Annotated in this window: 22 protein-coding genes; 11 read left to right on the top strand and 11 right to left on the bottom strand. The window is 69.7% G+C overall.

Annotated elements, in window-relative coordinates; all coding sequences use genetic code 11:
• Positions 1-3 precede the first annotated feature (3 nt).
• The 7 genes from pbpC to ABWV53_RS18700 all read left to right on the top strand — a co-directional run bounded on the left by pbpC (position 4) and on the right by ABWV53_RS18700 (position 8,838).
• A complete protein-coding gene (pbpC, locus tag ABWV53_RS18730) occupies positions 4-2,382 on the top strand; it encodes a penicillin-binding protein 1C (protein ID WP_353367658.1) in 2,379 nt (792 codons plus the stop codon).
• An 89-nt stretch (positions 2,383-2,471) separates the two neighbouring features.
• Positions 2,472-3,329, top strand: a complete 858-nt coding sequence (locus tag ABWV53_RS18725; RefSeq protein WP_353367650.1) for a DMT family transporter — start codon at positions 2,472-2,474, stop codon at positions 3,327-3,329.
• Between the two features lie 173 nt (positions 3,330-3,502).
• Positions 3,503-4,663: an alpha-hydroxy acid oxidase gene (locus ABWV53_RS18720; RefSeq protein ID WP_353367649.1), complete on the top strand. Its 1,161-nt coding sequence runs from the start codon at positions 3,503-3,505 to the stop codon at positions 4,661-4,663.
• Positions 4,664-4,773: 110 nt separating this feature from the next.
• Complete coding sequence (locus ABWV53_RS18715; protein ID WP_353367648.1) at positions 4,774-5,712, top strand: DMT family transporter; 939 nt, start codon at positions 4,774-4,776, stop codon at positions 5,710-5,712.
• A gap of 228 nt (positions 5,713-5,940) precedes the next feature.
• On the top strand, positions 5,941-6,888 hold the full coding sequence (locus tag ABWV53_RS18710) for a DUF3034 family protein (protein ID WP_353367647.1): 948 nt from the start codon (positions 5,941-5,943) through the stop codon (positions 6,886-6,888).
• 2 nt (positions 6,889-6,890) lie between these two features.
• Complete coding sequence (locus ABWV53_RS18705; RefSeq protein ID WP_353367646.1) at positions 6,891-7,412, top strand: group I truncated hemoglobin; 522 nt, start codon at positions 6,891-6,893, stop codon at positions 7,410-7,412.
• A gap of 241 nt (positions 7,413-7,653) precedes the next feature.
• Entirely contained in the window at positions 7,654-8,838 is a 1,185-nt protein-coding gene (locus ABWV53_RS18700) for a Y-family DNA polymerase (protein WP_353367657.1), read from the top strand.
• A 10-nt stretch (positions 8,839-8,848) separates the two neighbouring features.
• On the opposite strand, the gene ABWV53_RS18695 is transcribed toward ABWV53_RS18700, so the two are convergent.
• From ABWV53_RS18695 to hemA, 4 genes are all read right to left on the bottom strand, one after another.
• Entirely contained in the window at positions 8,849-9,451 is a 603-nt protein-coding gene (locus ABWV53_RS18695) for a hypothetical protein (protein WP_353367645.1), read from the bottom strand.
• A gap of 93 nt (positions 9,452-9,544) precedes the next feature.
• Positions 9,545-10,402, bottom strand: a complete 858-nt coding sequence (gene queF / locus ABWV53_RS18690) for an NADPH-dependent 7-cyano-7-deazaguanine reductase QueF (RefSeq protein WP_353367644.1) — start codon at positions 10,400-10,402, stop codon at positions 9,545-9,547.
• A gap of 14 nt (positions 10,403-10,416) precedes the next feature.
• Complete coding sequence (prfA, locus tag ABWV53_RS18685) at positions 10,417-11,496, bottom strand: peptide chain release factor 1 (protein ID WP_353367643.1); 1,080 nt, start codon at positions 11,494-11,496, stop codon at positions 10,417-10,419.
• Positions 11,497-11,623: 127 nt separating this feature from the next.
• Positions 11,624-12,952: a glutamyl-tRNA reductase gene (gene hemA, locus ABWV53_RS18680; protein WP_353367642.1), complete on the bottom strand. Its 1,329-nt coding sequence runs from the start codon at positions 12,950-12,952 to the stop codon at positions 11,624-11,626.
• A 73-nt stretch (positions 12,953-13,025) separates the two neighbouring features.
• On the opposite strand from hemA, the gene ABWV53_RS18675 reads away from it, so the two are divergent.
• From ABWV53_RS18675 to ABWV53_RS18660, 4 genes are all read left to right on the top strand, one after another.
• Entirely contained in the window at positions 13,026-13,301 is a 276-nt protein-coding gene (locus tag ABWV53_RS18675; RefSeq protein WP_353367641.1) for a hypothetical protein, read from the top strand.
• A gap of 106 nt (positions 13,302-13,407) precedes the next feature.
• Complete coding sequence (locus ABWV53_RS18670) at positions 13,408-13,620, top strand: hypothetical protein (RefSeq protein WP_353367640.1); 213 nt, start codon at positions 13,408-13,410, stop codon at positions 13,618-13,620.
• A 23-nt stretch (positions 13,621-13,643) separates the two neighbouring features.
• On the top strand, positions 13,644-14,432 hold the full coding sequence (locus ABWV53_RS18665) for an ATPase (protein WP_353367639.1): 789 nt from the start codon (positions 13,644-13,646) through the stop codon (positions 14,430-14,432).
• Positions 14,433-14,559: 127 nt separating this feature from the next.
• Entirely contained in the window at positions 14,560-15,525 is a 966-nt protein-coding gene (locus ABWV53_RS18660) for a Bug family tripartite tricarboxylate transporter substrate binding protein (RefSeq protein WP_353367638.1), read from the top strand.
• Between the two features lie 76 nt (positions 15,526-15,601).
• Here ABWV53_RS18660 and ABWV53_RS18655 read toward each other — a convergent pair whose 3' ends face one another.
• The 7 genes from ABWV53_RS18655 to ugpB all read right to left on the bottom strand — a co-directional run bounded on the left by ABWV53_RS18655 (position 15,602) and on the right by ugpB (position 23,998).
• The gene (locus tag ABWV53_RS18655; protein ID WP_353367637.1) at positions 15,602-18,142 is read right to left on the bottom strand and encodes a DUF3772 domain-containing protein; all 2,541 of its coding nucleotides are present in this window, start codon (positions 18,140-18,142) and stop codon (positions 15,602-15,604) included.
• A 282-nt stretch (positions 18,143-18,424) separates the two neighbouring features.
• Entirely contained in the window at positions 18,425-19,189 is a 765-nt protein-coding gene (gene ugpQ / locus ABWV53_RS18650) for a glycerophosphodiester phosphodiesterase (protein WP_353367636.1), read from the bottom strand.
• Positions 19,190-19,218: 29 nt separating this feature from the next.
• Positions 19,219-19,566, bottom strand: a complete 348-nt coding sequence (locus ABWV53_RS18645; RefSeq protein ID WP_353367635.1) for a bleomycin resistance protein — start codon at positions 19,564-19,566, stop codon at positions 19,219-19,221.
• Between the two features lie 20 nt (positions 19,567-19,586).
• Positions 19,587-20,600 carry a sn-glycerol-3-phosphate import ATP-binding protein UgpC gene (locus ABWV53_RS18640; RefSeq protein WP_353367634.1) on the bottom strand — a complete coding sequence of 338 codons (1,014 nt, stop codon included), beginning with the start codon at positions 20,598-20,600 and terminating at the stop codon, positions 19,587-19,589.
• 63 nt (positions 20,601-20,663) lie between these two features.
• The gene (ugpE, locus tag ABWV53_RS18635; protein WP_353367633.1) at positions 20,664-21,515 is read right to left on the bottom strand and encodes a sn-glycerol-3-phosphate ABC transporter permease UgpE; all 852 of its coding nucleotides are present in this window, start codon (positions 21,513-21,515) and stop codon (positions 20,664-20,666) included.
• Positions 21,516-21,686: 171 nt separating this feature from the next.
• On the bottom strand, positions 21,687-22,568 hold the full coding sequence (gene ugpA, locus ABWV53_RS18630; protein WP_353367632.1) for a sn-glycerol-3-phosphate ABC transporter permease UgpA: 882 nt from the start codon (positions 22,566-22,568) through the stop codon (positions 21,687-21,689).
• A 113-nt stretch (positions 22,569-22,681) separates the two neighbouring features.
• The gene (ugpB, locus tag ABWV53_RS18625; protein WP_353367631.1) at positions 22,682-23,998 is read right to left on the bottom strand and encodes a sn-glycerol-3-phosphate ABC transporter substrate-binding protein UgpB; all 1,317 of its coding nucleotides are present in this window, start codon (positions 23,996-23,998) and stop codon (positions 22,682-22,684) included.
• Positions 23,999-24,161: the final 163 nt, after the last annotated feature.

Genomic DNA, 24,161 nt, shown 5'->3' with positions numbered 1-24,161 from the left:
GGCATGCTGCATTCTCGATCCGTCTCTGCTTCTCTCTGGCCCCACCGCATCCGAAGCACCGCGCTGGCGGGCGTGGTGGGTCTGCTCTGGCTCCACCCTTGCAGCGTCCATGCGCTTCCCATCCCGGCCGAGGTGCGGGCCGACTGGCGCCCGTCGGACACGCTGGTGCTCTCGCGTGAAGGCGAGGTGCTGCAGCGCGTGCGCACCGATGCCACCGTGCGGCGCGGCCAGTGGGCGGCGCTGGCCGACGTGTCGCCCGCGCTGCGCACGGCCCTGGTGCTGAGCGAGGACAAGCGCTTCTACGAGCACAGCGGCGTGGATTGGAGCGCGGTGTCGGCCGCCGCCTGGGGCAACCTCTGGAACCAGCGCACGCGTGGCGCCAGCACCATCACCATGCAGCTGGCGGGCCTGCTGGACGGCGACTGGCGCCAGGGGCCGGGCGGGCGCAGCGTCACGCAAAAGCTCGGCCAGACGGTGGCCGCGCAGGTGCTGGACCGTCGCTGGCGCAAGGACCAGATCCTCGAGGCGTATCTGAACCTGGTGCCGTTCCGGGGCGAGATCGTCGGCATCGACGCGCTGGCCCGCACCCTGTTCGGCAAGGCGCCGCACGGGCTCGATGCGCGGGAGGCCGCCGTCGCCGCCGCGCTGGTGCGCGCCCCCAACGCCCGCCCCGCGCTGGTCGCCCAGCGGGCCTGCGGCGTGCTGCGCGAGATGGATCGCCCCGTGAAGCCGCCACGTGGCACGGAAAAGCCGCCGGCGGTGGACTGCGATGCGCTCGACCTCTTCACCACCGCCGCCCTGCAGCGCCGCGCCTTCGACGCCACCGAGGGCATCGCCCCCCACTTCGCACGGCAGGCGCTGCGCGAGGCGGCGGCCACTGCGGACGGCGGGGGGCGGACGGTACCCAGCACCCTCAGCGCGCCGCTGCAGCGCGTGGCCCTGCAGTCGCTGGACCAGCACCTGCGCGAGCTGCGCGGCCGCAACGTGGAAGACGGCGCGGTGGTCGTGCTGGACAACGCCAGCGGCGACGTGCTGGCCTGGGTGGGCTCGTCGGGCCTGCTCAGCCGCGCCGGCGAGGTGGACGGCGTGCTGGCCCTGCGCCAGCCCGGCTCCACGCTCAAGCCGTTCCTCTACGCCCAGGCGATCGCCGAGCGGCGGCTGACGGCGGCCTCGCTGGTGGAGGATTCGCCGGCCCACATCCCCACCGCCAGCGGCCTCTACATTCCGCAGAACTACGACCGCAGCTTCAAGGGCTGGGTGTCGGCACGCACGGCGCTGGCCGCCTCGCTCAACGTGCCCGCCGTGCGCACGCTGGTCATGGTGACGCCCGATGCGTTCTTCACCCAGCTGCGTACGCTGGGCCTGCCGCTGCGCGAATCGGGCGGCTACTACGGCTACAGCCTGGCGCTGGGCAGCGCCGAAGTGCCGCTCCTGCAGCTCGCCAACGCCTACCGCGCCCTGGCGCAGGGCGGCCGCGCCAGCCCGGTGCGGCTGCTGCCGCCACCACCGCCGCCGCCGCGCCGTGGCGATGCCCCGCGTGCCGCCCCCGACCAGCCGGTGCAGGCGCTGGACGCGCGCGCCGCGTTCATCGTGGGCGACATCCTCTCGGACAGCAACGCCCGCGCCCGCACCTTCGGCACCGACAGCGTGCTGGCCACGCGCTTCTGGTCGGCCGTGAAGACCGGCACCAGCAAGGACATGCGCGACAACTGGGCCATCGGCTGGTCGCAGCGCTACACCGTCGGCGTGTGGGTCGGCAACGCCAGCGGCGCGCCCATGCACGACGTGAGCGGCACCAGCGGGGCCGCGCCCATCTGGGCCGAGGTGATGGGCTGGCTGCACCGCGGCACGCCCAGCCGCGCCCCGCGCCCGCCCGCCGGGCTGGTGCACGCGGCGGTGCGCTACGGCCCGCAGGACGGCAAGGCCGCCACGCCGCTGGAGAGCGCGCGGGAGGAATGGTTTCTCGCCGGCACGCAGCAGCCGCTGTTTGCTATTGATTCGATAGCTGAAGGCCAAGATGGGGCGGGCGCGAGGGCACAAAATGGGTCCCAAAAGGTGCCATCCGGCGCGCCGCGGGCCGCCGACGATGCCCCGCGCCCACGCATCGTGGCGCCCGCCCCCGGCACCATCATTGCGCTGGACCCCGACATTCCGCCCGAGCGGCAGCGCCTGCGCTTCGCCGCCAGCGGCCCCGCCGGCGGCGCCGACGCCGGCGCGGTCCGCTGGCGCATCGGCGGCCGATGGCACGGCCAGGGCGCGCAGTGGGGCTGGCTGCCCTGGCCCGGCCGGCACCAAGTGGAACTGCTGGACGCACGCGGCCAGGTAATCGACCAGATCCAGATCGAGGTGCGCGGCGCCGGCCTGCGCGCCGGGGCGCGCTGACGGGCCAGCCCCTACACTGCCTGTCCCGTCGCCCGCCCGGCCGCACACGCCGCGCCCACCTGGCGCGCCCCCACTTTCCCGCCCGCCCCATGCACGCCGCCGCCCCCTTGCTCTTCGTGTTGATCTGGTCCACCGGCTTCCTGGTGGGCCGCGGCGTCGGGGCGCATGCCGACCCGTTCTGGTTCCTGACCATGCGCTTCGGCGGCGTAGCGCTGGTGTTCGTCGCCCTCGCGCTCTGGGCGCGCGTGGCCTGGCCCCGGGGCGCGCGCCGCATCGGCGTGCACCTGGTGGCCGGGGCGCTGATGAACGGGCTCTACGTGGGCCCGAGCTGGTGGGCCATGTCGCAAGGCCTGCCGGCCGGGGTGATGGCGCTCATCGGCTCCCTGCAGCCCCTGTTCACGGCGCTGATCGCGGTGGCGGTGCTGCACAAGCGCCTGTCGCGCACCACCTGGTGGGGGCTGGCGCTGGGCTTCGGCGGGGTCACGCTGGTACTGCTGCCGCGCCTGCAAGCCGTGGGCGCGGGCAGCCTGGCGCTGCCGGTGGTGCTGACGGGGGTGGGCAGCATCCTGGCGCTCACCGTGGGCTCGATGGCGCAGAAGTCGCCCTGGGCCACGGGCGACCTGCGCAGCACCGGCGCGCTGCAGAACGGGGGCGCGGTGCTGGTGCTGGTGTGCATGGCGCTGCTGCTGGGCCAGCCCCGCTGGGACCATTCGCCGCTGCTCTGGGGCTACCTCGCCTACTCGGTGCTGGGGCTGTCCATCGGCGGCGCCACGCTGCTGATCTGGCTCATGCGCCGGGGCGAGGCCACCCGCACCAGCGCTCTGCTGCTGGCGGTGCCGCCGCTGTCGGCCGTGCAGGCGTGGTTGATCTTCGGCGAGATGCTCTCGCCCGTACAGTTGCTGGGCTTCGCGGTGGCGATCGCCGGGGTGGCGCTGGCGCGCCGCTGAAGCGCGGGGCGGGGCAGGGGCGCCGGCCGCGCGGCTGCAGAAATTTCAAACACCCGGCAAAAGCCTTCACGCGGCGCTGTGCAGGGGCGGGCTAGGATCGCCCAGTCGCCTTCGCTGCGCGACGGCCCTTGCCCGTTTGCCTTTCTTCCTCTCTCGTCCGGAGACAGCCCGCCGTGCCCAAGCTTTCCAAGATCACCACCATCGAAGACCTGCGCGTCGTCGCCGAGCGCCGCGTGCCGCGCATGTTCTACGACTACGCCGATTCGGGTTCGTGGACCGAGGGCACCTACCGCGCCAACAGCGACGACTTCCACCGCATCCTGCTGCGCCAGCGCGTGGCCGTGAACATGGAAGGGCGCAGCACCGCGTGCACGATGGTCGGGCAGGCCGCCCGCATGCCGGTGGCCATTGCGCCGGTGGGGCTCACGGGCATGCAGCATGCCGACGGCGAGATCCACGCCGCCCGAGCGGCCGAGAAGTTCGGCATTCCGTTCACGCTCTCGACCATGAGCATCTGCTCCATCGAGGACGTGGCCGAGAACACCTCGGCGCCGTTCTGGTTCCAGCTCTACATGATGCGCGACCGCGACGCCATGGCCCGCATGATCGCGCGCGCCCGCGCCGCCCGCTGCAGCGCCCTGGTGCTCACGCTCGACCTGCAGGTCATCGGCCAGCGCCACAAGGACATCAAGAACGGCCTGACCGCGCCGCCGCGCCCCACCCTGAAGAACATCGCCAACCTGATGACCAAGCCGCACTGGTGCCTGGGCATGGCCGGCACCAAGCGCCACACCTTCCGCAACCTGGTGGGCCATGTGAAGGGCGTGTCGGACATGCGCTCGCTCTCGGCCTGGACCAACGAGCAGTTCGACCCCAGCCTGTCGTGGGCCGACGTGGCCTGGGTGAAGGAGCAGTGGGGCGGCAAGCTGATCCTGAAGGGCATCATGGACGCCGAAGACGCCCGCCTCGCGGTCGCCGCCGGGGCCGACGCCATCGTGGTCAGCAACCACGGCGGCCGCCAGCTGGACGGCGCGCCCTCGTCCATCGCCGCGCTGCCCGCCATCGTCGACGCGGTCGGCAGCCAGACCGAGGTGTGGATGGATGGCGGCATCCGCTCCGGGCAGGACGTGCTCAAGGCCTGGGCGCTGGGCGCGCGCGGCACGATGATCGGCCGCGCCATGGTGTATGGCCTGGGCGCCTACGGCGAGGCGGGCGTGACCCGGGCGCTGCAGCTCATCCACAAGGAGCTGGACGTGACCATGGCGTTCTGCGGCCATGTGGACATCCGCAACGTGGACCGGCGCATCCTGATTCCGGGCACCTATCCGGTGTGATGCAGATCGGGCCCGGCTGACGCCGAGGCATCGCCATTGCCTGCGGCTGCCATGCCGAGGCACGGGCGCTGCAGCCTGCCGGGCCGCGCGCGCCGCGCTACGCTCGCCCCATGTCTTCTCTACCCTGGCTCGCCTGGATCTGGATTCCCATCACCCTCTGGGCCGCGTTCGCCCAGACCGTGCGCAACGCCGCGCAGCGCACCCTCGTCAGCGAGCTGGGCACGCTCGCCGCCACGCTGGTGCGGTTTCTCTACGGCCTGCCGCTGGCGGCGGCCTGGGTGCTGGGCACCTGCGTGCTGGGCGACCGGCCGGGTCTGGTGCCGGTGTTCACGCCCACCTACGCCGCGTGGCTGGCCGTGGGCGCGGTGATGCAGGTGGCGGCCACGGCCTTCGTGCTGCTGGCGATGAAGGAGCGCAACTTCATCCTGGCCGTGGCCTATTCCAAGACCGAGGTGCTGCAGGTGGCGCTCTTTTCCGCCGTGCTGCTGAACGAGCTGCCCGGCCCGCTGGCGCTGGCGGCCATGGCGGCCGCCACCTGCGGCGTGGTGCTGCTGTCGCTGCCGCGCGGCGGCTGGCGGCTGCTTCTGTCCGGCGGCGCGCCGGGGCAGGGGCGGCTGGTGGCCTGCGGGCTGGCCTCGGGCGCGTGCTTCGCCATCGCGAGCGTGGGGTTCCGAGGCGCGTCGCTGGCGCTGGGCGATGGGGTGGCGCCGTGGGTGGCGGGAGGTTGGGGCGTGCTGTGGGCGCAGCTGCTGCAGACCGTGCTGCTGGGCGGCTGGCTGCTGGCGCGGCAGCCCGGCGTGGCCCGCGCCATCGGCCGGGCCTGGAAGCTGTCGATGGTGGCCGGCTCGATGGGGGCCCTCGCGTCCATCGCCTGGTTCACCGCCTACGCCCTGCAGCCGGTGGCCGACGTGCGCACGCTGGGGCTGGTGGAGGTGCTGTTCAGCTACGCCGTATCGCGCCGCGTGTTCCGCGAAAGCCTCTCGCGCATCGAAACGGCCGGGTTGGCGCTGGTGCTGGCGGGGCTGGTGGGCATCTGCGCGCAGTGGTGAAGGGCCGGCCCGCGTTCCGCACCGCGGCACGGCACCTGCCGGCTCAAGATCCGGCAACCGGTGCCGAAAGCGAAGCCAGGGCCGGTGCGCCACAGGTCAGGCATCGCGGGCCATGGAAAGCGCCTTTTTTTCCGGGGCGACCCCGATGCTCGCCACGCATTGCTGCGCTAGATTGACTTCGGACGGCCCACCGCAGGGCGCCCAGCACGCCATTTTTCCAAGCCTGCCATGACTGCACTCTCGCTGAAACCCTTCGTCGCGGCGCTCGCCCTGGGCGGCGCCTGGGCCCTGCCCCCCACCGCGCAGGCCGACACCGGCAAGCTGCTGCTGACCGGCGGCGTCAGCACCGTCAGCGGCCCGGCGGGCGGCGGCATGGTGCCCTGGGCCGTGATCGGCACGCAGGCCACCGAGGGCGAGGTGGGCGTTACCGCGCATGCCACCCGCGTGGGCACGCTCGACTACGCACTGGCAAGCTACGGCGCCACGGTGGGCGTGCATGACCGGGTGGAGGTGTCCGTCGCGCGGCAGGACTTCGACGCGGGCGCGGCCACGGCGCTGAACGCCATCGCGCCCTTCGGCGTGAAACCCGGTGCCAGGCTGAAGATGGACATCGTCGGCGTCAAGGTCAAGCTGCTGGGGGACGCGATCCTCGAAGCGCACACCCTCATCCCGCAGATCGCCGTGGGCGTGGAGCACAAGCGGCTGCAGGCCGGCTCGCTGGGCAGCGTGCTCGACTTCCTGGGCGCCGACCGCAGCGGCACCGACCTGTACGTCAGCGCCAGCAAGCTGCTGCTGGACAAGGGCCTGCTGCTGACCGGCACGCTGCGCTACACCCGCGCCAACCAGAACGGGCTGCTGGGCTTCGGCGCGGCCGGGCCGGGGCGGGACGGCTACAGCCTGCAGCCCGAAATCTCGGTCGCCTACCTGCTGCGGCGCGACCTGGCCATCGGTGCCGAGTACCGCTTCAAGCCCGACAACCTGCGCGCGCTGGGCGAGGCGGCGGGCCTGGGCAACGGCCTGCAGGAAGACGACTGGAAGGACGTCTTCATTGCCTGGGCGCCCCACAAGAGCCTGTCGCTGACGCTGGCCTACGTGGACCTGGGCCGCATCGTGCCCGGCATCACGCGCAACAAGCGCCAGACCGGCTGGTACGTGTCTGCGCAGGCGGGGTTCTGACCATGGCGGCATCGAGCCTGCCCAAGCGTCTTGGCGCCGCGCTGCTGGTGGCGGCGGTCACCGGCTGTGCCCAGGCACCGGCCCCGGCGCCGCCGGCTGCGCGCCAGCCCATTCCCGGCGGGCCCGTGGCCGCCGGCGTGCGCGGCCCGGCGCCCGCGGGGCTCTACCAGGCGCTGGGCGAGAAGGAAGGCATCGCCCGGCTGATGGACGACCTGGTCGAGCGGGCGGTGAAGGACCCGCGCATCGGCCCTATCTTCCAGGAGTCGTTCAAGCAGACGAAACCGCAGGCCCTCAAGGACAGCCTCACCGCGCAGATCTGCCTGCTGGCCGGCGGGCCGTGCGAGTACGACGGCGTGGACATGCAGTCCGCCCACATGCACATGAAGATCGACAAGTCGCACTTCAACGCGCTGGTCGAGCTGCTGCAGGACGCCATGGACGCGCGCCGCATTCCGTTCACCCAGCAGAACCGCCTGCTGGCCCTGATGGCGCCCATGCACCGGGACATCATCACGGTGCGATGATGCACCATGCTATTGAATTGATAGCTACATCCCAAGGTGGTACAAGCGCTAGAGGCCGAGATGGCCTGAAATGCGAGCAGGCCGCCGCCCCACTCGGGCATCCGTGCGCGGCCGAGCGGGGCGCGGCCCGGCCCCGCACAATGGCGGCGTGACCGCAGCGCCCGCTCTCCCCCCCGAAGACCAAGCCCCCGGCGGCGCCCCGCCCGAGGGTGCCCGGGTGCGGCGCATCGCCCACCTGGACATGGACGCGTTCTATGCCTCCGTGGAACTGCTGCGCTATCCGCAGCTCAAGGGCCTGCCGGTGGTGATCGGCGGCGGCGGGCGCGAGTCGCATGACGCGCTGCTGGCCGCATACGGCGGTGACCGCGCGGCGGTGCCGGTGGCGGCATTCCCGCGCCTGGGCGACTACGTGGGCCGGGGCGTCATCACCACGGCCACCTACCCGGCGCGGCAGTTCGGCGTGGGCTCGGCCATGGGCATGATGAAGGCGGCGCGCCTGTGCCCGCAGGCGCTGCTGCTGCCGGTCGACTTCGCCGAGTACCGGCGCTTCTCGCGCCGCTTCAAGGACATCATCCTGTCCATCGCCCCGGTGATGGAAGACCGGGGCGTGGACGAGGTGTACATCGACTTCACCGACGTGCCCGGCGGCCAGCGCCAGGGCGGCCGGGCGCTGGCGCGGCTGATCCAGAAAAGCATCCACGACGACACGGGCCTGACCTGCTCGGTGGGCGTGGCGCCCAACAAGCTGATCGCCAAGATGGCGAGCGAATTCAACAAGCCCAACGGCATATCGATCGTGCACGAAGGCGATCTGCAGAGCGTGATCTGGCCGCTGGCCTGCCGCAAGATCAACGGCGTGGGCCCCAAGGCCGAGGCCAAGCTGCTGGCGCACGGCATTGAGACCATCGGCCAGCTGGCCCAGCGCCCGCGCGACTGGCTGGTGCAGCATTTCGGCCGGTCGACCGGCGCCTGGCTGCACGAAACATCGTGGGGCCGCGACGACCGTCCGGTGGTGACCGAAAGCGAGCCGGTGTCGATGAGCCGCGAGACCACCTTCGACCGCGACCTGCATGCGGTGCGCGACCGGGCGGAGCTGGGCCGCATCTTCACCGACCTGTGCGTGCGCGTGGCCGAGGATCTGCGCCGCAAAGGCTACGTCGGCAAGACCATCGGCATCAAGCTGCGCTTCGACGACTTCAAGATCGCCACGCGCGACCAGACCATCGACGGCTACACGCAGGACGCCGCCGCCATCCGCCGCGCTGCGGGCCAGTGCCTGAAGCGCGTGCCACTGGATCGGCGCCTGCGCCTGCTGGGCGTGCGCGTGGGCAACCTGCTGCCGGAGGAAGCGGCCCGGGCCGCCGAGAGCACGGCCCCTGCCGAGCCGGCTGCGGGCGGCGTCGGGACCAACGCCGTGCTGTTCTAGCCGGGGGAGTTCAGGGCAGCAGCGGCTTCATGACCCGCACGAAGCGTTCGGCCTCCGCTTTGTCGGCCACTTTCTTGCACTGCACCGGATAGTGGAAAGAGTGCATCGAGTCGGCTGGAACGTCGAGCACCTGGAGCTTCCACATGCATCGCGCGGGATCGTCTTCGCTGCGCCCATAGACCAGGCTGGCGGGGCGTCCCTTCACGGTCAGGGTGATGGACTCGGACGGCGCGCAGGCCCGCGCACCCATTCGTTGGAGATGGGTGATCGAAACCATCACCTCTCCGAGTTCGGTGGTGTAGACCGCGTCGGCCCGGCTCCCGTCACCGGACTGGTAACGCACGATCTTCTCGCGCTGCGGGAAGCCGTAGGTGTCCGCCAGGCTGGCGATGCCCGCTGCGTCGGACTGGTTCAGCATGCGCAGGTCGAGCACGTACTGGTCCGGAATCTTCTCCTCGTTCCAGCGCACCGTGGCATTGGCGCTGTAGGGGCCGGCGATCTCGATGGTCTGCTTGCCGGGGCATGCCGGGGCGACGGGTGCCTGAGCGGCCGCCAAGTGCGAGGCGAGCAGCAGCGCGCATCCACCCAGCAGTTGGAAAGGGAAAGCGGTCATCTTGTTGCTTCCTTGTGCTTCATGCCGGACCTGGGAGCAGGCCGCCCCGAAGACTAACGCGCCGCAGCGGCCGGTCAAGCGCCGCGCCGGCGGCTACTGCCGCGCCGTCCGCACGTTGGCCGGCAGCGCCTGCGGATGGCTGGTGCGCAGTGGGTTGATGTCCAGCCCGCCCCGGCGCGTGTAGCGCGCATAGACGGCCAGCTTGATCGGGCGGCAGCGCGTCCATACGTCCATGAAGATGCGCTCCACGCACTGCTCGTGGAATTCGTTGTGGTTGCGAAAGCTCACCAGGTACTGCAGCAGCCCGGCCTGGTCGATCTGCGGGCCGCTGTAGCGGATCTGCACGCTGCCCCAGTCGGGCTGGCCGGTCACAAGGCAGTTGCTTTTCAGGAGGTGGCTAACCAGCGTCTCGGTCACCGGCGCCTCGCCCTCGGCGGCCTTCAGCAGCTCGGGCGCGGGCGTGTAGCGCGTGCATTCGATGTCCAGGCGGTCCAGCAGCAGGCCGTCCAGTTCGTGCACGGGTTCGCGGTCGAACAGCTCGGGCAGCAGCAGCTTCACGCCGACCGTGGACGCACTGGCCGCGCCGCGCCAGGCGGCCTCGCTCAGGTCGGCGCGCAGGCGGGCCTGCACCTCGGCCGCATCGGTGAAGCGGCTGTTGTTGAAGCTGTTCAGGTACAGCTTGAACGACTTGCTTTCGATGATGTTGGGCGTCTCGCAGGGGATGGTCACGTGCGCGATGGCCACTTGCGGCTTGCCGCGCTCGTTCAGCCACGACAGCTCGAAGGCGGTCCACAGGTCGGCGCCGAAGAAGGGCGCGGCGGCAGCGGCGCCCAGGCCGATCTCGGCGCGCTTGGGCGCGCGTGGAATGGGAAAGAGCAGCGATGCGTCGTACTGGTCGACGTAGGCCGAGGCGCGGCCCAGCTGCGATCGTTCGGGGGTGTTGTCGTTCATGGCCGGGTGTCCTTTCAGGTGCGTTCCAGTTCTTCGAGCAGCTCGGCCTCGCGCGCATGGGCCAGGGCCTGCAGCACGTCGCCCAGGTCGCCTTCCATCACCGCCAGCAGCTTGTAGAGCGTGAGGTTGATGCGGTGGTCGGTGAGCCGCCCCTGCGGGAAGTTGTAGGTGCGGATGCGGTCGCTGCGGTCGCCCGAGCCGATCAGGCCCTTGCGCAGCGCGGCTTCCTTGGCGGCGCGTTCGCTGCGCTCCTTTTCCTGGATGCGCGCCTGCAGCACCTGCAGCGCCTTGGCCTTGTTGCTGTGCTGGCTGCGGCCATCCTGGCATTCGGCCACGATGCCGGTGGGCAGGTGGACCACGCGCACGGCCGAGTCGGTCTTGTTGATGTGCTGGCCGCCGGCGCCGCTGGCGCGGAAGGTGTCGATGCGCAGGTCGGCCGGGTTCAGCGTGATGGCCTGGTGCTCGTCGGGCTCGGGCATCACGGCGACGGTGCAGGCGCTGGTGTGGATGCGGCCCTGCGTCTCGGTGGCGGGCACGCGCTGCACGCGGTGGCCGCCCGATTCGAAACGCAAGGCGCCATACGCTCCGTCAGCTTCCACCCGCAACACCACTTCCTTGTAGCCGCCGATCTCGTTCTCGTTGGCGCTCATGATCTCGACCTTCCAGCCCACGCTGGCGGCGTAGCGCGTGTACATGCGCGCCAGGTCGGCCGCGAACAGGGCCGATTCGTCGCCGCCGGTGCCGGCGCGGATTTCGAGGAAGGCGTTGCGTGCGTCGTCCGGGTCCTTCGGGAGAAGCAGGCGTTGCAGGCCGTCTTCCAGCTGCACCAGCTCGCCTTCAGCGGCGGCGACTTCCTCCTGCGCCATCTCGGCCATGTCCGGGTCGGCCAGCATGCCTCGGGCGCCTTCCAGGTCGCCTTCGCGCTGGCGATAGCGGGCGTAGCGGCTCGCGATCTGCGTCACCTCGGCATGCTCGCGCGAGATGGTGCGGTACTGCGCCATGTCGCTCATGATGTCTTCACGCGAGAGCAGGAAGTCGAGTTCTTCGAGGCGCTGGGCGTAGCGCTCCAGCTGGCTTCTGAGAAAGGGTTTCATCGGGGGCGAAAGGGTTTTGCTACGGTTTTCGTAGCTGTATGCGCTTGTGTATCAAGCGCTGGAGGCCGAAATGGCTTGAGATCGTGGGTGTGGCGGACGCCGGAGCGCCCCGCCAGGGCGAGCGCCGCTAGAGGCTGCTCTTGGTCTGCGAGCGCAGGAAGAGGCGCGAGACGGTCTGCGCCGTCTGGGCGCGCGCCTCGGCGTCGCCCGCGCGCAGCTCGGCCATGGTGCCGTGCAACATCTTCTGCGTGAGGCCGCGCGAGAGCGCCTCCAGCACCGCGTCCAGGTCTTCGCCGCGGGCCAGCAGCTTCTTGGCGCGGGCGATCTCGGCGGCGCGCCACTCGTCGGCCTGCGCGTTGAGCTGCTGGATCAGCGGCACCACGGCGGCGCCGGAGGCCGCGCCCGACGCACCGGCCGGCGGGCTGCGCAGGTCCATCCAGTGCATGAAGCTCTGCACGCCGGCGTCGATGATGGCCTCGGCCTGGGCCACGGCGGCCTGGCGGCTGGCCTGCGCCGTCTGCACCACCGTGGCCAGATCGTCCACTGTGTAGAGGTACACGTCGCCCAGCGCCTTCACCTCGGGCTCGATGTCGCGCGGCACGGCCAGGTCGACCATGAACATGGGGCGGTGGCGGCGTTTTTTCAGCGCCCGTTCCACGGCGCCCAGGCCGATGATCGGCAGGCTGCTGGCGGTGCAGCTGATGACGGCGTCGAATTCATGCAGCCGGTCTGGCAGGTCGGCCAGGCGCATCACCTCGCCGCCGAAGCGGGTGGCCAGCTTCTCGCCGCGCTCGAGCGTGCGGTTGGCGATGGCGATGGCCTTCGGGTCCTTGGCCGCGAAGTGCGTGGCGGCCAGCTCGATCATCTCGCCCGCGCCGACGAAGAGCACGCGGATGTCGGAAAGGTCTTCGAAGAGCTGGCCCGCCAGGCGCACGGCGGCGGCGGCCATGCTGATGCTGTGCGCGCCGATCTCGGTGCTGCTGCGCACCTCCTTGGCCACGGCAAAGCTGCGCTGGAAGAGCTGGTTGAGCGTGGTTCCCAGCGCGCCGGCCGTCTCGGCGGCGCGCACGGCGTCCTTCATCTGGCCGAGGATCTGCGCCTCGCCCAGCACCATGGAGTCGAGCCCGCTCGCCACGCGGAAGGCATGGCGCGCCACCAGGCCGTCTTCGAGCGCGTAGGAGTGCGAGCGCAGCAGCGCGGGGCTGACGCCGCCGCTCTGGGCCAGCCAGCCCAGGGTGTGATCGACCGCGCTTTCGTTGCCGGCGCAGTAGATCTCGGTGCGGTTGCAGGTGGAGATGATGGCCGTCTCGATCTGCGGGTGGCGGGCCGATGCGCCCGCCAGCGACTGGCGCAGGCCCTGCAGCGTGGGGGCGATCTGATCGAGCGCGAACGCAAAACGACCGCGCAGATCGAGCGGCGCGGTCGTGTGGTTGATGCCCAGGGCCCAGACTGCCATAAGCCGCCATTATAAAATTTGTGGCTCCGCCAGGTAAGCCACCTGCCCGAAAGCCTTGATCCAGGTCAACCCCATGGGCCCCCTCGCCGCCGCCAACCACCTGCTGAACTTCATCGCGCCCGCCCTGGTGGTGGCGCTGCTGCTGGTGCTGGCCTGCCGCCTGCTGATGCGCCAGCGCTCCGCCGCCAGCGGCCTCTGGAAGCAATGGGCGGTGGTGTCCGCCGTGGGCTGCGCGGTGCTGCTGGCCGGCCTGCTGGGGCTGGGGCGCGACGGCAAGATGCTGACGTATGCGGGGCTGGTGGTGGCGTGCGCCAGCGCGCAGTGGGTGTTGCTGCGCTGCTGGCGCTGATGGGGCCCGGTGCGATGCCCTGCGGATGGCGCTAGACTGAATCACAAGTTTCATGGGAGTCTTTATGGCCACGGGTTCCACAGGAAAAGTTCTCACTGAGCACAACATGCAGGTCGCCGAGCAGCTCATTCCCGAGCTTGCCGCCAAGGCCGGACGCAACGCCTACAGGACCACGTTGAAACAGACGGGTGCCGTTACCGTGAAGGCGAGCAATGGCCAGATGGTGGAACGCAAGCGGGACGGCAGCTTCACCGTCATCAAGTCCCTCGCCGTGGACAAACGAGTCAAGCCTGGGACTGTGCTCAAGCGAATCAGCTGAGTGCATCGCGACGAGTTGCGTCGATGAACACGCTTGCCAGCCGCGACTCATCTGCGTCGGCCGAGCCGGCTCGACGCCGCCTTCGCATTCTTGCGGGGCCCAATGGTTCAGGCAAAAGCACGATCAAGTCGGAACTCAAGCCTGAATGGATCGGCGCTTTCGTCAACGCCGACGAGATGGAGCGAGAGTTACGCACCAGAGGTGGGCAATTGAATCTCGGCGCTCTGGGGGGTTCTGGCGATGCGGCAGTCGTGCTGAACAGCATCATGCGAAGCCTTGCCACTTCCGGATTGGAAAGGCGACTCGATCTGTCTGCACTGCGCGACGGCATGGCGCTCGATGACAACATGACACTTCAAGTTCCGGGCCTGTGCGATTCCTACGTGGCGGCGGCGCTGGCGGAGGCCGTACGGCACGAACTTCTTGGCGCCGGGCAGACATTCACCTTCGAGACGGTGATGTCGCATCCCTCCAAGATCGAGTTCATGAGGAAAGCCCGTGCGCAGGGCTACCGTGTCTATTTCTATTTCGTTGCGACTGATGATCCCGACATCAATATCGACCGAGTGCGCCGCCGGGTGTTGCAGGGTGGCCATCCCGTCGATAACTGCAAGGTGATCGAGCGCTATCACAAGTCGATTGCCTTGATGGCGCAAGCGTGCGAGGTCGCGCATAGGGCCTACATCTTTGACAACTCTGGATCCAGGCACAAATTGCTCGCCGAAGTGACTGATTTCGACACCATCAGGCTCGCTGCCAGCCGCATCAATCCTTGGCTGCTCGGCACCGATCTCTGGCGAGCTTTTTCCTGACCTGTTGCGGCAGTCTTGGGTGCGGCCCCCCCGCGGAACCCCTGCGGGTAAGGCCCCGTGCCAAGCCCCGGCCGCCGTCCTAAGCTCGGGTTCTTTCATTCCAGCATTCGCACAAGGAGACCCCCGCATGCGCCTTCGCCACTGGCTCGCCACCGCCGCCTTGACCTGCCTGTCCCTCGGCGCCTTCGCCCAGGCCTTTCCGTCCAAGCCCATCCGGATCGTCGTGGGCTTTCCGCCGGGCGGGCCGCTCGACCAGCATGCGCGGCTGCTCACCGACAAGCTGCAGGCCGTGCTGGGCCAGCCGGTGGTGGTCGATTACAAGTCCGGCGCGGGCGGCACGGTGGGCGCGCAGGACGTGATGAAGGCCCCGCCCGACGGCCACACGCTGATGCTGGCCAACACGGGCGTGATGGTCATCAACCCGGCGCTGTACAGCCGCCTGCCGTATTCGACGCTGAAGGACTTCACGCCCATCGCCCGCACGGCCATGCAGCCGCTGGCGCTGCTGGTGAACCCGGCGCTGCCGGTGAAGACCCTGCAGGACTTCATCGCCTACGCCAAGGAACGGCCGGGCAAGGTGAACTTCGGTTCGGCCGGCAATGGCGGCATCAGTCACTTGGTGCCGGAGATGTTCAAGACGGCGACGGGCCTCTACCTGGTGCACATCCCGTACCGGGGCAGCGCGCCGGCCTTCACCGACCTGATGGGCGGGCAGGTGCAGTTCATGGCCGAAAGCATTCCGCAGGCCGCCAGCTACCACAAGCAGGGCAAGGTGCGCGCCCTGGCCGTCACCAGCCGCCAGCGCAACCCCGCGCTGCCCGAGGTGCCCACGGCCATCGAAAGCGGGCTCAAGAACTTCGAGGTGGTGGGGTTCTACGGCTTCCTCGCGCCGGCCGGCGTGCCCAAGGACGTGGTCGCCAAGCTGAGCGATGCCTTCGGCCAGGTGATGCAGCTGCCCGAGGTGCGCGACCGGATGGTGTCGCAGGGCGCCGACCCGGCCTTCCTCGGCGCCGATGCGTTCGCGAGCTTCCTGGCTGCGGAGATGCCGCGCTGGGCGACGGCGGTCAAGCAGTCCGGCGCCAAGCTGGATTGACCGCCGGGCTTCGGGCTGAATACTTGAAGCGTTTCAGCCCTCCGGCGCTAGTCCATCAAGCGCTGGTAGCTATCAATTATGTAGCGTTTGCCGCGCCGCCCACCGTCGCCTGCGGCTGGGGTACCGCCACCGTGGGCAGGGCCGGCGCGGCGTCGGGTGCCGGCGCTGCGGGGGCGTAGGGCGCCACGCTGGTCGATGCCGGCGGCGACAGCGCCAGCCCGGCGGCGCGCAGCGATTCGAGGATGGAAAACAGCAGGTCGCTCTTCACGCCGCCCGCGTTGCGCGGGTTGCTCACGTAGCCGATGGCCAGGAAGGTGAGCGTGCCGCTCACGATGTCTTCCAGCTGCACGATGGGCTCGGGGCTCTCCAGGATGCCTTCGTGCGCGGTGAGCGCGGCCAGGATGATCTCGCGCATGCGCTTGGCGTCCACGTCCAGCGGGGCGGGCAGGCGCAGCAGCACCCGCCCGGGCGCGCCGGTCAGCGTCATGTTGCGCACGGTCTTGGTGATGAATTCCGAGTTGGGCACGATCACGGTGGAGCGGTCGCCCAGCTGGATCTCGGTGGCGCGCACGTTCACGCGGCGCACGTCGCCCTCGGTGGTGCCCAGCACCACCCAGTCGCCCACCTTCACCGGCCGTTCGGCCAGCAGGATCAGGCCCGAGATGAAGTTCTGCACGATGGCCTGCAGCCCGAAGCCGATGCCCACCGACAGGGCGCTCGCCACCCAGGCGATGCGCTCCACGCTGATGCCCAGGCCCGCCAGCGCCACGGCGACGACGATGACGCCGCCCACGTAGCCCAGCAGCGTGGTGATGGAGCTGCGCATGCCCGGCTCCAGCGAGGTGCTGGGAAAGTAGCTGTCGCTCAGCCAGCGCTTGACGATGCGGATCATCACGAAGCCGGCCACGACCACGGCCAGCGCCGTGAGCAGCGCCTGCGGCGCCATGGTGAATTCGCCCACCTTCAGGCTGTGGTCGGCATTGGTGCCGCGCCGGAAGACCTCGTCCGGCCCGGTGCCGAAGGGTGCCATCAGCGCGATCAGCATGTAGAAGAAAAGGGCCACGCGCAGCACGCCGGACGCCAGCACGGCGGCCTGGTCGAGCAGCCGCGCGTCCATGCCCATGACCTTGTGCAGCCGCCCGCCGAAGCCGCCGCGCGAAGACAGCAGCGCCTCGCAGGCGTCGTCCACCACCTGGAAGGCGAGGTAGGTAACGGCGAACACCACGCCGGTCCACACCATCTGCCGCGCCAGCGTGCCGGCCAGCGCCACGAAGCCGATGGCCACCAGGATGGCCGTGACCACGGTGGCCAGCGTGGCGCAGGCCACCAGCAGGCCGACCCAGGGCGAGCGCGGCGCCGCGGCGCCGGTGGCGTCTGGCGCGGCGGCGGCATCGGCCGCAGGGGCGCCGGCCGCATCGCCGGCATGCGCCTGCGCGGCGGCATGGCGCGCGGCCGAGGGCGCGCGCAGGTGGCGCAGGGCCATCGCCACCAGCGCCGACACCAGCAGGGCGGACACCACGTGCACCGTCACCTCGGCCGTGAGGCTCGCGCCCACGATGCTGTTGACCTGCGTGACCAGCCCGCTGGTGGCGGCGACGATGCCGATGAACCAGGGGTAGGGGCTGAGCTGCGTGGCCAGCGTGTCCGAAATGCCGGTGAGCCGCCACGAGCTGCGCTTGCGCGACAGCAGGGCGTGGCCCAGCGCGATCACCACGGCGGCGAAGGTGGCCATCTGCACGCTGGACCGCGCCAGCTCCTGCAGCCGGTCGCCCAGGTCGGCGCCCGCGTCGAGCGCGCTCCAGGCCCACTGCGCGGCCAGGCCGATGAGCAATGCGTGCACCACCACCGAGGCAGCCGCCAGCAGCGAGCGGCGCAGCCGCCCGCCCGGCAGCCTGGCCGGCACCAGCCGCAGCAGCACGCGTTCGGCGATCCAGGTGCCGGCGATGGCCAGCAGCAGCGCGCCCACCAGCCCGCCGAGGAAGGCGGAGCGGCGGTCGGACTGCAGCGCGGTGCGCACGGCGGCGCGCAACTCGTCGGCCAGCGAGGCGAGCCGGGCCGTGTCGCCCGGCCAGGCGGCGCGCAGGTTGCGCCAGTAGGCGCGGCCCAGGGGCGAGTCGACGCGGGTGGTCAGCGCCGCCTGGAACTGCTCGCGCCGCTGGCGGATGAGGTCGGTGCCGCGCTGCTGGGCGTCGACCGTGATGAGGCGCGCGAGCTTCAGGTCGGAATCGACCGCGCTACGCTGCCTGGACAGGCTGGCCCGCTGCTCGGCCACGTCGGGCGCGTCCGCCGGGGCGCCCTTCTCGGGCGCGGGGCCCAGGCCGGCCAGGCGCGAGTCGATGTCGGCCAGCTCTTCCGTGCGGCGGTTGGCCACCTGTTCGGCGGCCGTGCCGATGGTGTTGACCTCGGCCAGCAGCTTGCGGCCGTCGTCGTCCTCGGGCAGCTTCTGCGGGATGGCGTCGAGCTGTTTGCGCAGCAGGTCGATGCTGGGCAGCTGCGGCTCGGCCGGGCTGCTGGCGGGGGCGGCGGGCGGGCTGGCCTGCCGGCTCTGCGCGTGGGCCGCGCCGCCGGGCCAGGCGGCCAGCAGGCAGGCGAGCAGCGCGGCCAGCGATGCGCCCACCCAGGCCGCCCACCACGCGGATCGCCTGGCAGGCCCGTTGGCGAGACCCTGCGCGGCGGCCGGTGGGCTGAGAGGAGAGGACAGAGCGAAAGCAGGCGCGGGCGGCCTTCCGTGGCGCCGGTTCGCAAGGGCGCTGCCGCGCCGGGCGGTGGGGGAATGCGGACGGGGCGAAATCATCCGCGGATTGTGCTGCGGCTGGCACCGGCCCGGTGAACAGTTGTAGCGCCGGCACCTTCGGCCGGGTGGCAGCGGCAGCGGCGGCGGCAGCAGCGGCAGCGGCCTTCAGCCCGCCGGGCTGAACAGGTCCACGCGGTCGGTGATGATGCCGTCGGTGTCCAGGTCGATCAGGCGCTGGGCGGCCCACTCGTCGTTCACGGTGTAGCTCAGCGCCCGCAGGCCCGCGCCGTGCACGGCGGCCACGTGTTCGGCCGTCCAGAGAGCGTGGTTGCAGACGATGGCGACGCAGCCCAGCTGCAGGGCCGTGTCGAGCCAGCCGGGCGCGAGGCTGTCCAGCAGCAGGCCACGGGGCAGGTGCGGCGCGGCGCGCTGGGCGCCCGCCAGCGCCGCCGGCTTGAAGGAGGTGAGCAGCGGCGGCACGGCCTGGCCGTGCCAGAGGCGCGCCGCATGCGATGCGACGACGCGGCCGGTTTCTTCCTCGGTGCCCGGGGTGGGCTTGACCTCGATGTTCAGCAGAAAGCCGTTGGCGATGCAAAAGCGGGCGGCGTTGTCCAGCGTGGGCAGCGGCTCGCCGGCGTAGGCGCGCGAATGCCAGCTGCCGGCGTCCAGCCGGGCCAGGTCGCTCCAGGCCAGGTCGCCGCCGGTGCCATGGCCGCTGGTAGTGCGCTCCAGCGTGGCGTCGTGCATCAGGAACGGCACGCCGTCGGCGCTGAGCTTGGCATCGCACTCGAACATGCGGTAGCCGTGCGCGGCGCCCAGACGGAAGGCGGCCAAGGTGTTCTCGGGCGCGAGCTTGCCCGCGCCGCGGTGGGCGACCCAGCGCGGATAGGGCCAGTCGGACAGTGGGGCAGCGGAAGAGGTGGGAGTCATGTCATGGAGCCAACAGCGAAGGCAAGGCGCTAGACCGCCTCGCCGAACTTGAGCAGGTTGCCGTGGGGGTCGATCACGTAGAGCTCGCGCATGCCCCAGGCACGTTCTTGCGGCGGCTCGAGGGCGAGGCCCCGCTGCGTGAAGTCGGCATGCAGCGCACGCGTGTCGGCGCGCACGTAGCAGGAGGTGTTCTGCGCGATGTGGCGGTCGTCGCAGCGCCAGAAATGCAGCTCGCAGCCGTCGCGCTCCACGATCAGGTAGTCGGCATGGCGCGCGCGGGTGGCGAAGCCCAGGCGCAGGGTGTAGAAGGCCTCGCTCTCGGCCAGGTCGAGCGAGGCCAGCACCGGGATGGTGGCCTGGAGCAGCGGCTGCGTCACGGGGGCGGCTGCCGAGGGCGTCAGATGCGCTTGCCCGTTGCCGCGTCGAACCAGTGCAGGCGCGCGTCGCGCGGCGTCACGTGGATGATCTCGTCGGCCGCGGGGTGGTGCGTGCCTTCCTCGACGCGCACGATCAGCTGCTCGTCGCCCAGGCGGCCGTAGACCAGGCGCTCGGCGCCCAGCAGCTCCACGGTTTCCACGCGCACCTGCCAGCCGCCGCTGCCGGCCGGGCCGATATCCAGGTGCTCGGGGCGGATGCCCATGATGGCGCCGTCCTTGCCACCCGGCGCGTTCTTCAGCAGGTTCATGGGCGGCGAGCCGATGAAGCTGGCCACGAAGGTGGAGGCGGGCGTGTGGTAGACCTCCTCGGGCGTGCCGAACTGCTCCATCACGCCGCCGTTCATGACGATCATGCGCTGCGCGAGCGTCATGGCCTCGACCTGGTCGTGGGTGACGAACAGGCTGGTGATGCCGAGCTCGCGGTGCAGCTTCTGGATCTCCAGCCGGGTCTGGGCGCGCAGCTTGGCGTCCAGGTTGGAGAGCGGCTCGTCGAACAGGAAGACCTGGGGCTGGCGCACGATGGCGCGGCCCATGGCCACGCGCTGGCGCTGGCCGCCCGACAGCTCGCGCGGCTTGCGTTCGAGCAGGTGGCCCAGCTCGAGGATCTTGGCGGCCTTGTCCACGCGCGCCTTGATCTCTTCCTTGGGTACCTTGGCGATCTTCAGGCCGTAGGCCATGTTCTCGAAGTTCGTCATGTGCGGGTAGAGCGCGTAGTTCTGGAACACCATGGCGATGTCGCGCTGCGCGGGTTCGAGGTCGTTGACCACGCGGTCGCCGATGCGCAGCTCGCCGCCGGAGATTTCCTCCAGGCCCGCGACCATGCGCAGCAGCGTCGACTTGCCGCAGCCCGAGGGGCCGACGATGACGACGAATTCGCCGTCGTGGATTTCAGCGCTCACGCCGTGGATGACCTGGTTGGCCTTGGGGCCCACGCCGTAGCGCTTGATGATGTTGCGAAGGGAAAGAGATGCCATGATTGCTATTGATTTGGTAGCTGCATGCGCTTATTTATCAAGCGCTGGGGGCGTTTTTGATGCTTATTTTTCGGTATCGACCAGGCCCTTGACGAACCAGCGCTGCATGAACACCACGACGAACGCCGGGGGCAGCATGGCCAGCAGGGCCGTCGCCATGACGATGTTCCACTCGTTGCCGGCGTCGCCGCCCGCGATCATGCGTTTGATGCCGATCACCACGGGGTACATGTCTTCCGACGTGGTCACCAACAGGGGCCACAGGTACTGGTTCCAGCCGTAGATGAACTGGATCACGAACAGCGCCGCGATCGAGGTGCGCGAGAGGGGCACCAGGATGTCCTTGAAGAAGCGCATCGGGCCGGCGCCGTCCACGCGGGCGGCTTCGACCAGCTCGTCCGGCACCGTGAGGAAGAACTGGCGAAAGAGGAACGTGGCGGTGGCCGAGGCGATCAGCGGAATCGTGAGGCCCGCGTAGCTGTTGAGCATGCCGAGGTCGGACACCACCTGGTAGGTCGGGCCGATGCGCACTTCCACCGGCAGCATCAGCGTGATGAAGATCAGCCAGAAGCAGATGCCCTTGAAGGGAAAGCGGAAGTACACGATGGCGAAGGCCGACAACAGCGAGATGGCGATCTTGCCCACGGTGATGACCATGGCGGTGACGAAGCTCACCCACATCATGTGCGCCACCGGCGCGGTGGAACCGGCGCCGCCGCCGCCGCCGAACAGCGTCTCGCGGTAGGTCTGCCCGAAGTTGCTGCCGGGCAGCAGGGGCATGGGCGCCTGCACGATGTCCTGCGCGGTGTGCGTGGAGGCCACGAACGCCAGGTACAGCGGGAAGCCGACGATGATCACGCCCAGCACCATGATGAGGTGCGAGAAGAGCTTGAGGTAAGGACTGCGTTCAACCATTTGAGTTTTCCGATGTGTGCATTGCCGGGGGCCTGCGAACTGCGCACGGCCCAGACCAGGGCAGCCGAGCAAGGGCCGCCCCGCAGCGAGGGCTGCGTCCCCTCGCCCGACGTGCGCAGCACGGCGAGAGCGGGGGGAAGGCGCGCAGCGCCTCAGGGGGGTGTCGTCGCATCAGTACTGCACCTTCTTCTCGACGTAGCGGAACTGGATGACCGTCAGGACGACGACGATGGCCATCAGCACCACCGATTGCGCCGCCGAGCCGCCCATGTCCATGGCCTTGAAGCCGTCGTGGTAGACCTTGTAGACCAGGATGGCCGTGTCGCGCCCCGGGCCGCCCTGGGTGGTGGCGTCCACGATGGCGAAGGTGTCGAAGAACGCATACACCACGTTGATGACCAGCAGGAAGAAGGTGGTGGGCGAGAGCAGCGGGAACTGGATGCTCCAGAACCGGCGCCAGGGGCCGGCACCGTCGATGGCGGCCGCCTCGATCAGCGACTTGGGGATGGACTGCAGGCCCGCGAGGAAGAAGAGGAAGTTGTAGGAGATCTGCTTCCACACCGCCGCGATCACGATCAGCGCCATGGCGTGGTCGGAATTGAGCATGTGGTTCCAGTCGAAGCCCCACTGCCGCAGCATGTAAGCCACCACGCCCAGCGACGGCGAGAACATGAACATCCACAGCACGCCGGCCACGGCGGGCGCCACGGCGTAGGGCAGCAGCAGGGCGGTCTTGTAGACCAGGGCGCCCTTGATGATGCGGTCGGCGAAGATGGCCAGGATCAGCGACAGGCTGATGCCGCTCACCGCCACCAGGATCGAGAAGAAGGCCGTGGTCTTGAACGAGGCCAGGTAGCTCGGGTCCTCGAACAGGGTGCGGAAGTTGTCCAGGCCGACCCATTCCCTGGAGAAGCCGAAGCTGTCCTGCATCTGGAAGGACTGCACCAGGGCCTGGCCGGCCGGCCAGAAGAAGAAGACGCTGATGACCACCAGCTGGGGTGCCAGAAGCACCCAGGGCAGCCACGCGGAGCGGAATAGAACGCGTTTTTCCATGTCGGGACTCTCAAAAAGACAACCCGCCGCCCCGTAGACCGATGCGGTCTACAAAGGGCGGCGGGTCTTCAGCACCCGGCCTGCGCGAGGCCCGGGGCTGACAGGCGCACTGCTTACTTGTTGGCGCGGGCGAAGCGGGCCAACTGCTCGTTGCCGCGGGTGGCGGCGGTGTCGAGCGCTTCCTTGGGCGTCTTCTTGCCGGCCCAGATCTGTTCCGTTTCCTCGTCGATGATGGTGCGGATCTGCACGAAGTTGCCCAGACGGATGCCGCGCGACTTGTCGGTCGCCTTGCGGATCATCTGCGTCACGGCCACGTCGGTGCCGGGGTTCTTTTCATAGAAGCCCGATGCCTCGGTCAGCTTGTAGGCGGCAGTGGTCACCGGCAGGTAGCCGGTGCGCTGGTGGCTGGCGGCCTGCACCTTGGTGTCGTTCAGGAAGTTCAGGAAGTCGGCCACGCCCTTGTATTCGTCGGCCTTCTTGCCCGACATCACCCACAGGCTGGCGCCGCCGATGGCGGTGTTCTGCGGCGCGCCCTTCACGTCGTCGTAGTAGGGCAGGGCGGAGATGCCGTAGGCGAACTTGGCGTCCTTGGCGACGCGGGCGTAGAGGCCCGAGGAGCCGGTGATCATGGCGCACTCGCCCGAGGGGAACGAGGCATCGGGCGCATTGCCGCGGCCCTTGTAGACGAAGCTGCCTTCCTTGGAGGCCTTGGCCAGGTTCTCGAAGTGGCGCACGTGCAGCGGCGTGTTGATCTCGAGCTTGGCGTCGGTGCCGTCGAAGCCGTTGTTCTTGGACGCGAACAGCGTGTTGTGCCAGAGCGAGAAGCTCTCCAGCTGCGTCCAGCTGATCCAGCTGGTGGTGAAGGGGCAGCTGTGGCCGCTGGCCTTGAGCTTGGACGCGGCGGCGAACACCTCGGGCCAGGTCTTGGGGGCCTTCTCGGGGTCCAGGCCCGCCTTCTTGAAGGCGTCCTTGTTGTAGTAGAAGATGGTGGTGGAGCTGTTGAGCGGATAGCTCAGCATCTGGCCGTTGGGGGCCGTGTAGTAGCCCGCCACGGCGGAGACGTATTGCGTCGGGTCGAACTTGAAGCCGCCGTCGGTCAGCACCTTGCCGGCCGGGATGATGGCGCCCTTGCTGGCCATCATGGTGGCGGTGCCCACTTCGAACACCTGCAGGATGTGCGGCGCATTGCCGGCGCGGAAGGCCGCGATGGCGCCGGTCATCGACTCGTCGTACGTGCCCTTGTAGGTGGGCACGACCTTGTACTTGGTCTGGCTGGCGTTGTATTGCTTGGCCAGGTCGTTGACCCAATCGCCGAGCGCCGCGCTCATCGAATGCCACCACTGAATCTCGACCTGCTGGGTTTGTGCCTGGGCCGGAACGCACACGGACAGTGCGACGGCGGCGGACAGCGCCAGATGCTTGAATTGCATGAAAACTCCTGCGAAGGGGGTAGTGCGGGAATGCACGAAGCGGCCATCGTATGGCGCGCTCCGTGACGGGAATGTGACGTTGTGACACACCCCTTGCCAGCGCTCAACCGGGGAAACCCGTCGGGTCGGTCCTCGCGGTTCGTGGCAGTGACGTGACAGTATT

The sequence above is a fragment of the Acidovorax sp. FG27 genome (assembly GCF_040365715.1).
GTDB lineage: Bacteria > Pseudomonadota > Gammaproteobacteria > Burkholderiales > Burkholderiaceae_C > Paracidovorax.
The sequence above is the reverse complement of the archived record's forward strand: the minus strand, read 5'-3'. Positions and strand labels throughout refer to the sequence as shown.

What these genes read in the sequence shown, in the direction of transcription:
- pbpC (WP_353367658.1), top strand. Translation starts at nt 4, where the DNA reads ATGCTGCATTCTCGATCCGTCTCTGCTTCTCTCTGGCCCCACCGCATC.
- ABWV53_RS18725 (WP_353367650.1), top strand. Translation starts at nt 2,472, where the DNA reads ATGCACGCCGCCGCCCCCTTGCTCTTCGTGTTGATCTGGTCCACCGGC.
- ABWV53_RS18715 (WP_353367648.1), top strand. Translation starts at nt 4,774, where the DNA reads ATGTCTTCTCTACCCTGGCTCGCCTGGATCTGGATTCCCATCACCCTC.
- ABWV53_RS18710 (WP_353367647.1), top strand. Translation starts at nt 5,941, where the DNA reads ATGACTGCACTCTCGCTGAAACCCTTCGTCGCGGCGCTCGCCCTGGGC.
- ABWV53_RS18705 (WP_353367646.1), top strand. Translation starts at nt 6,891, where the DNA reads ATGGCGGCATCGAGCCTGCCCAAGCGTCTTGGCGCCGCGCTGCTGGTG.
- ABWV53_RS18700 (WP_353367657.1), top strand. Translation starts at nt 7,654, where the DNA reads ATGGACGCGTTCTATGCCTCCGTGGAACTGCTGCGCTATCCGCAGCTC.
- ABWV53_RS18695 (WP_353367645.1), bottom strand. Translation starts at nt 9,451, where the DNA reads ATGACCGCTTTCCCTTTCCAACTGCTGGGTGGATGCGCGCTGCTGCTC.
- queF (WP_353367644.1), bottom strand. Translation starts at nt 10,402, where the DNA reads ATGAACGACAACACCCCCGAACGATCGCAGCTGGGCCGCGCCTCGGCC.
- prfA (WP_353367643.1), bottom strand. Translation starts at nt 11,496, where the DNA reads ATGAAACCCTTTCTCAGAAGCCAGCTGGAGCGCTACGCCCAGCGCCTC.
- hemA (WP_353367642.1), bottom strand. Translation starts at nt 12,952, where the DNA reads ATGGCAGTCTGGGCCCTGGGCATCAACCACACGACCGCGCCGCTCGAT.
- ABWV53_RS18675 (WP_353367641.1), top strand. Translation starts at nt 13,026, where the DNA reads ATGGGCCCCCTCGCCGCCGCCAACCACCTGCTGAACTTCATCGCGCCC.
- ABWV53_RS18670 (WP_353367640.1), top strand. Translation starts at nt 13,408, where the DNA reads ATGCAGGTCGCCGAGCAGCTCATTCCCGAGCTTGCCGCCAAGGCCGGA.
- ABWV53_RS18665 (WP_353367639.1), top strand. Translation starts at nt 13,644, where the DNA reads ATGAACACGCTTGCCAGCCGCGACTCATCTGCGTCGGCCGAGCCGGCT.
- ABWV53_RS18660 (WP_353367638.1), top strand. Translation starts at nt 14,560, where the DNA reads ATGCGCCTTCGCCACTGGCTCGCCACCGCCGCCTTGACCTGCCTGTCC.
- ugpQ (WP_353367636.1), bottom strand. Translation starts at nt 19,189, where the DNA reads ATGACTCCCACCTCTTCCGCTGCCCCACTGTCCGACTGGCCCTATCCG.
- ABWV53_RS18640 (WP_353367634.1), bottom strand. Translation starts at nt 20,600, where the DNA reads ATGGCATCTCTTTCCCTTCGCAACATCATCAAGCGCTACGGCGTGGGC.
- ugpE (WP_353367633.1), bottom strand. Translation starts at nt 21,515, where the DNA reads ATGGTTGAACGCAGTCCTTACCTCAAGCTCTTCTCGCACCTCATCATG.
- ugpA (WP_353367632.1), bottom strand. Translation starts at nt 22,568, where the DNA reads ATGGAAAAACGCGTTCTATTCCGCTCCGCGTGGCTGCCCTGGGTGCTT.
- ugpB (WP_353367631.1), bottom strand. Translation starts at nt 23,998, where the DNA reads ATGCAATTCAAGCATCTGGCGCTGTCCGCCGCCGTCGCACTGTCCGTG.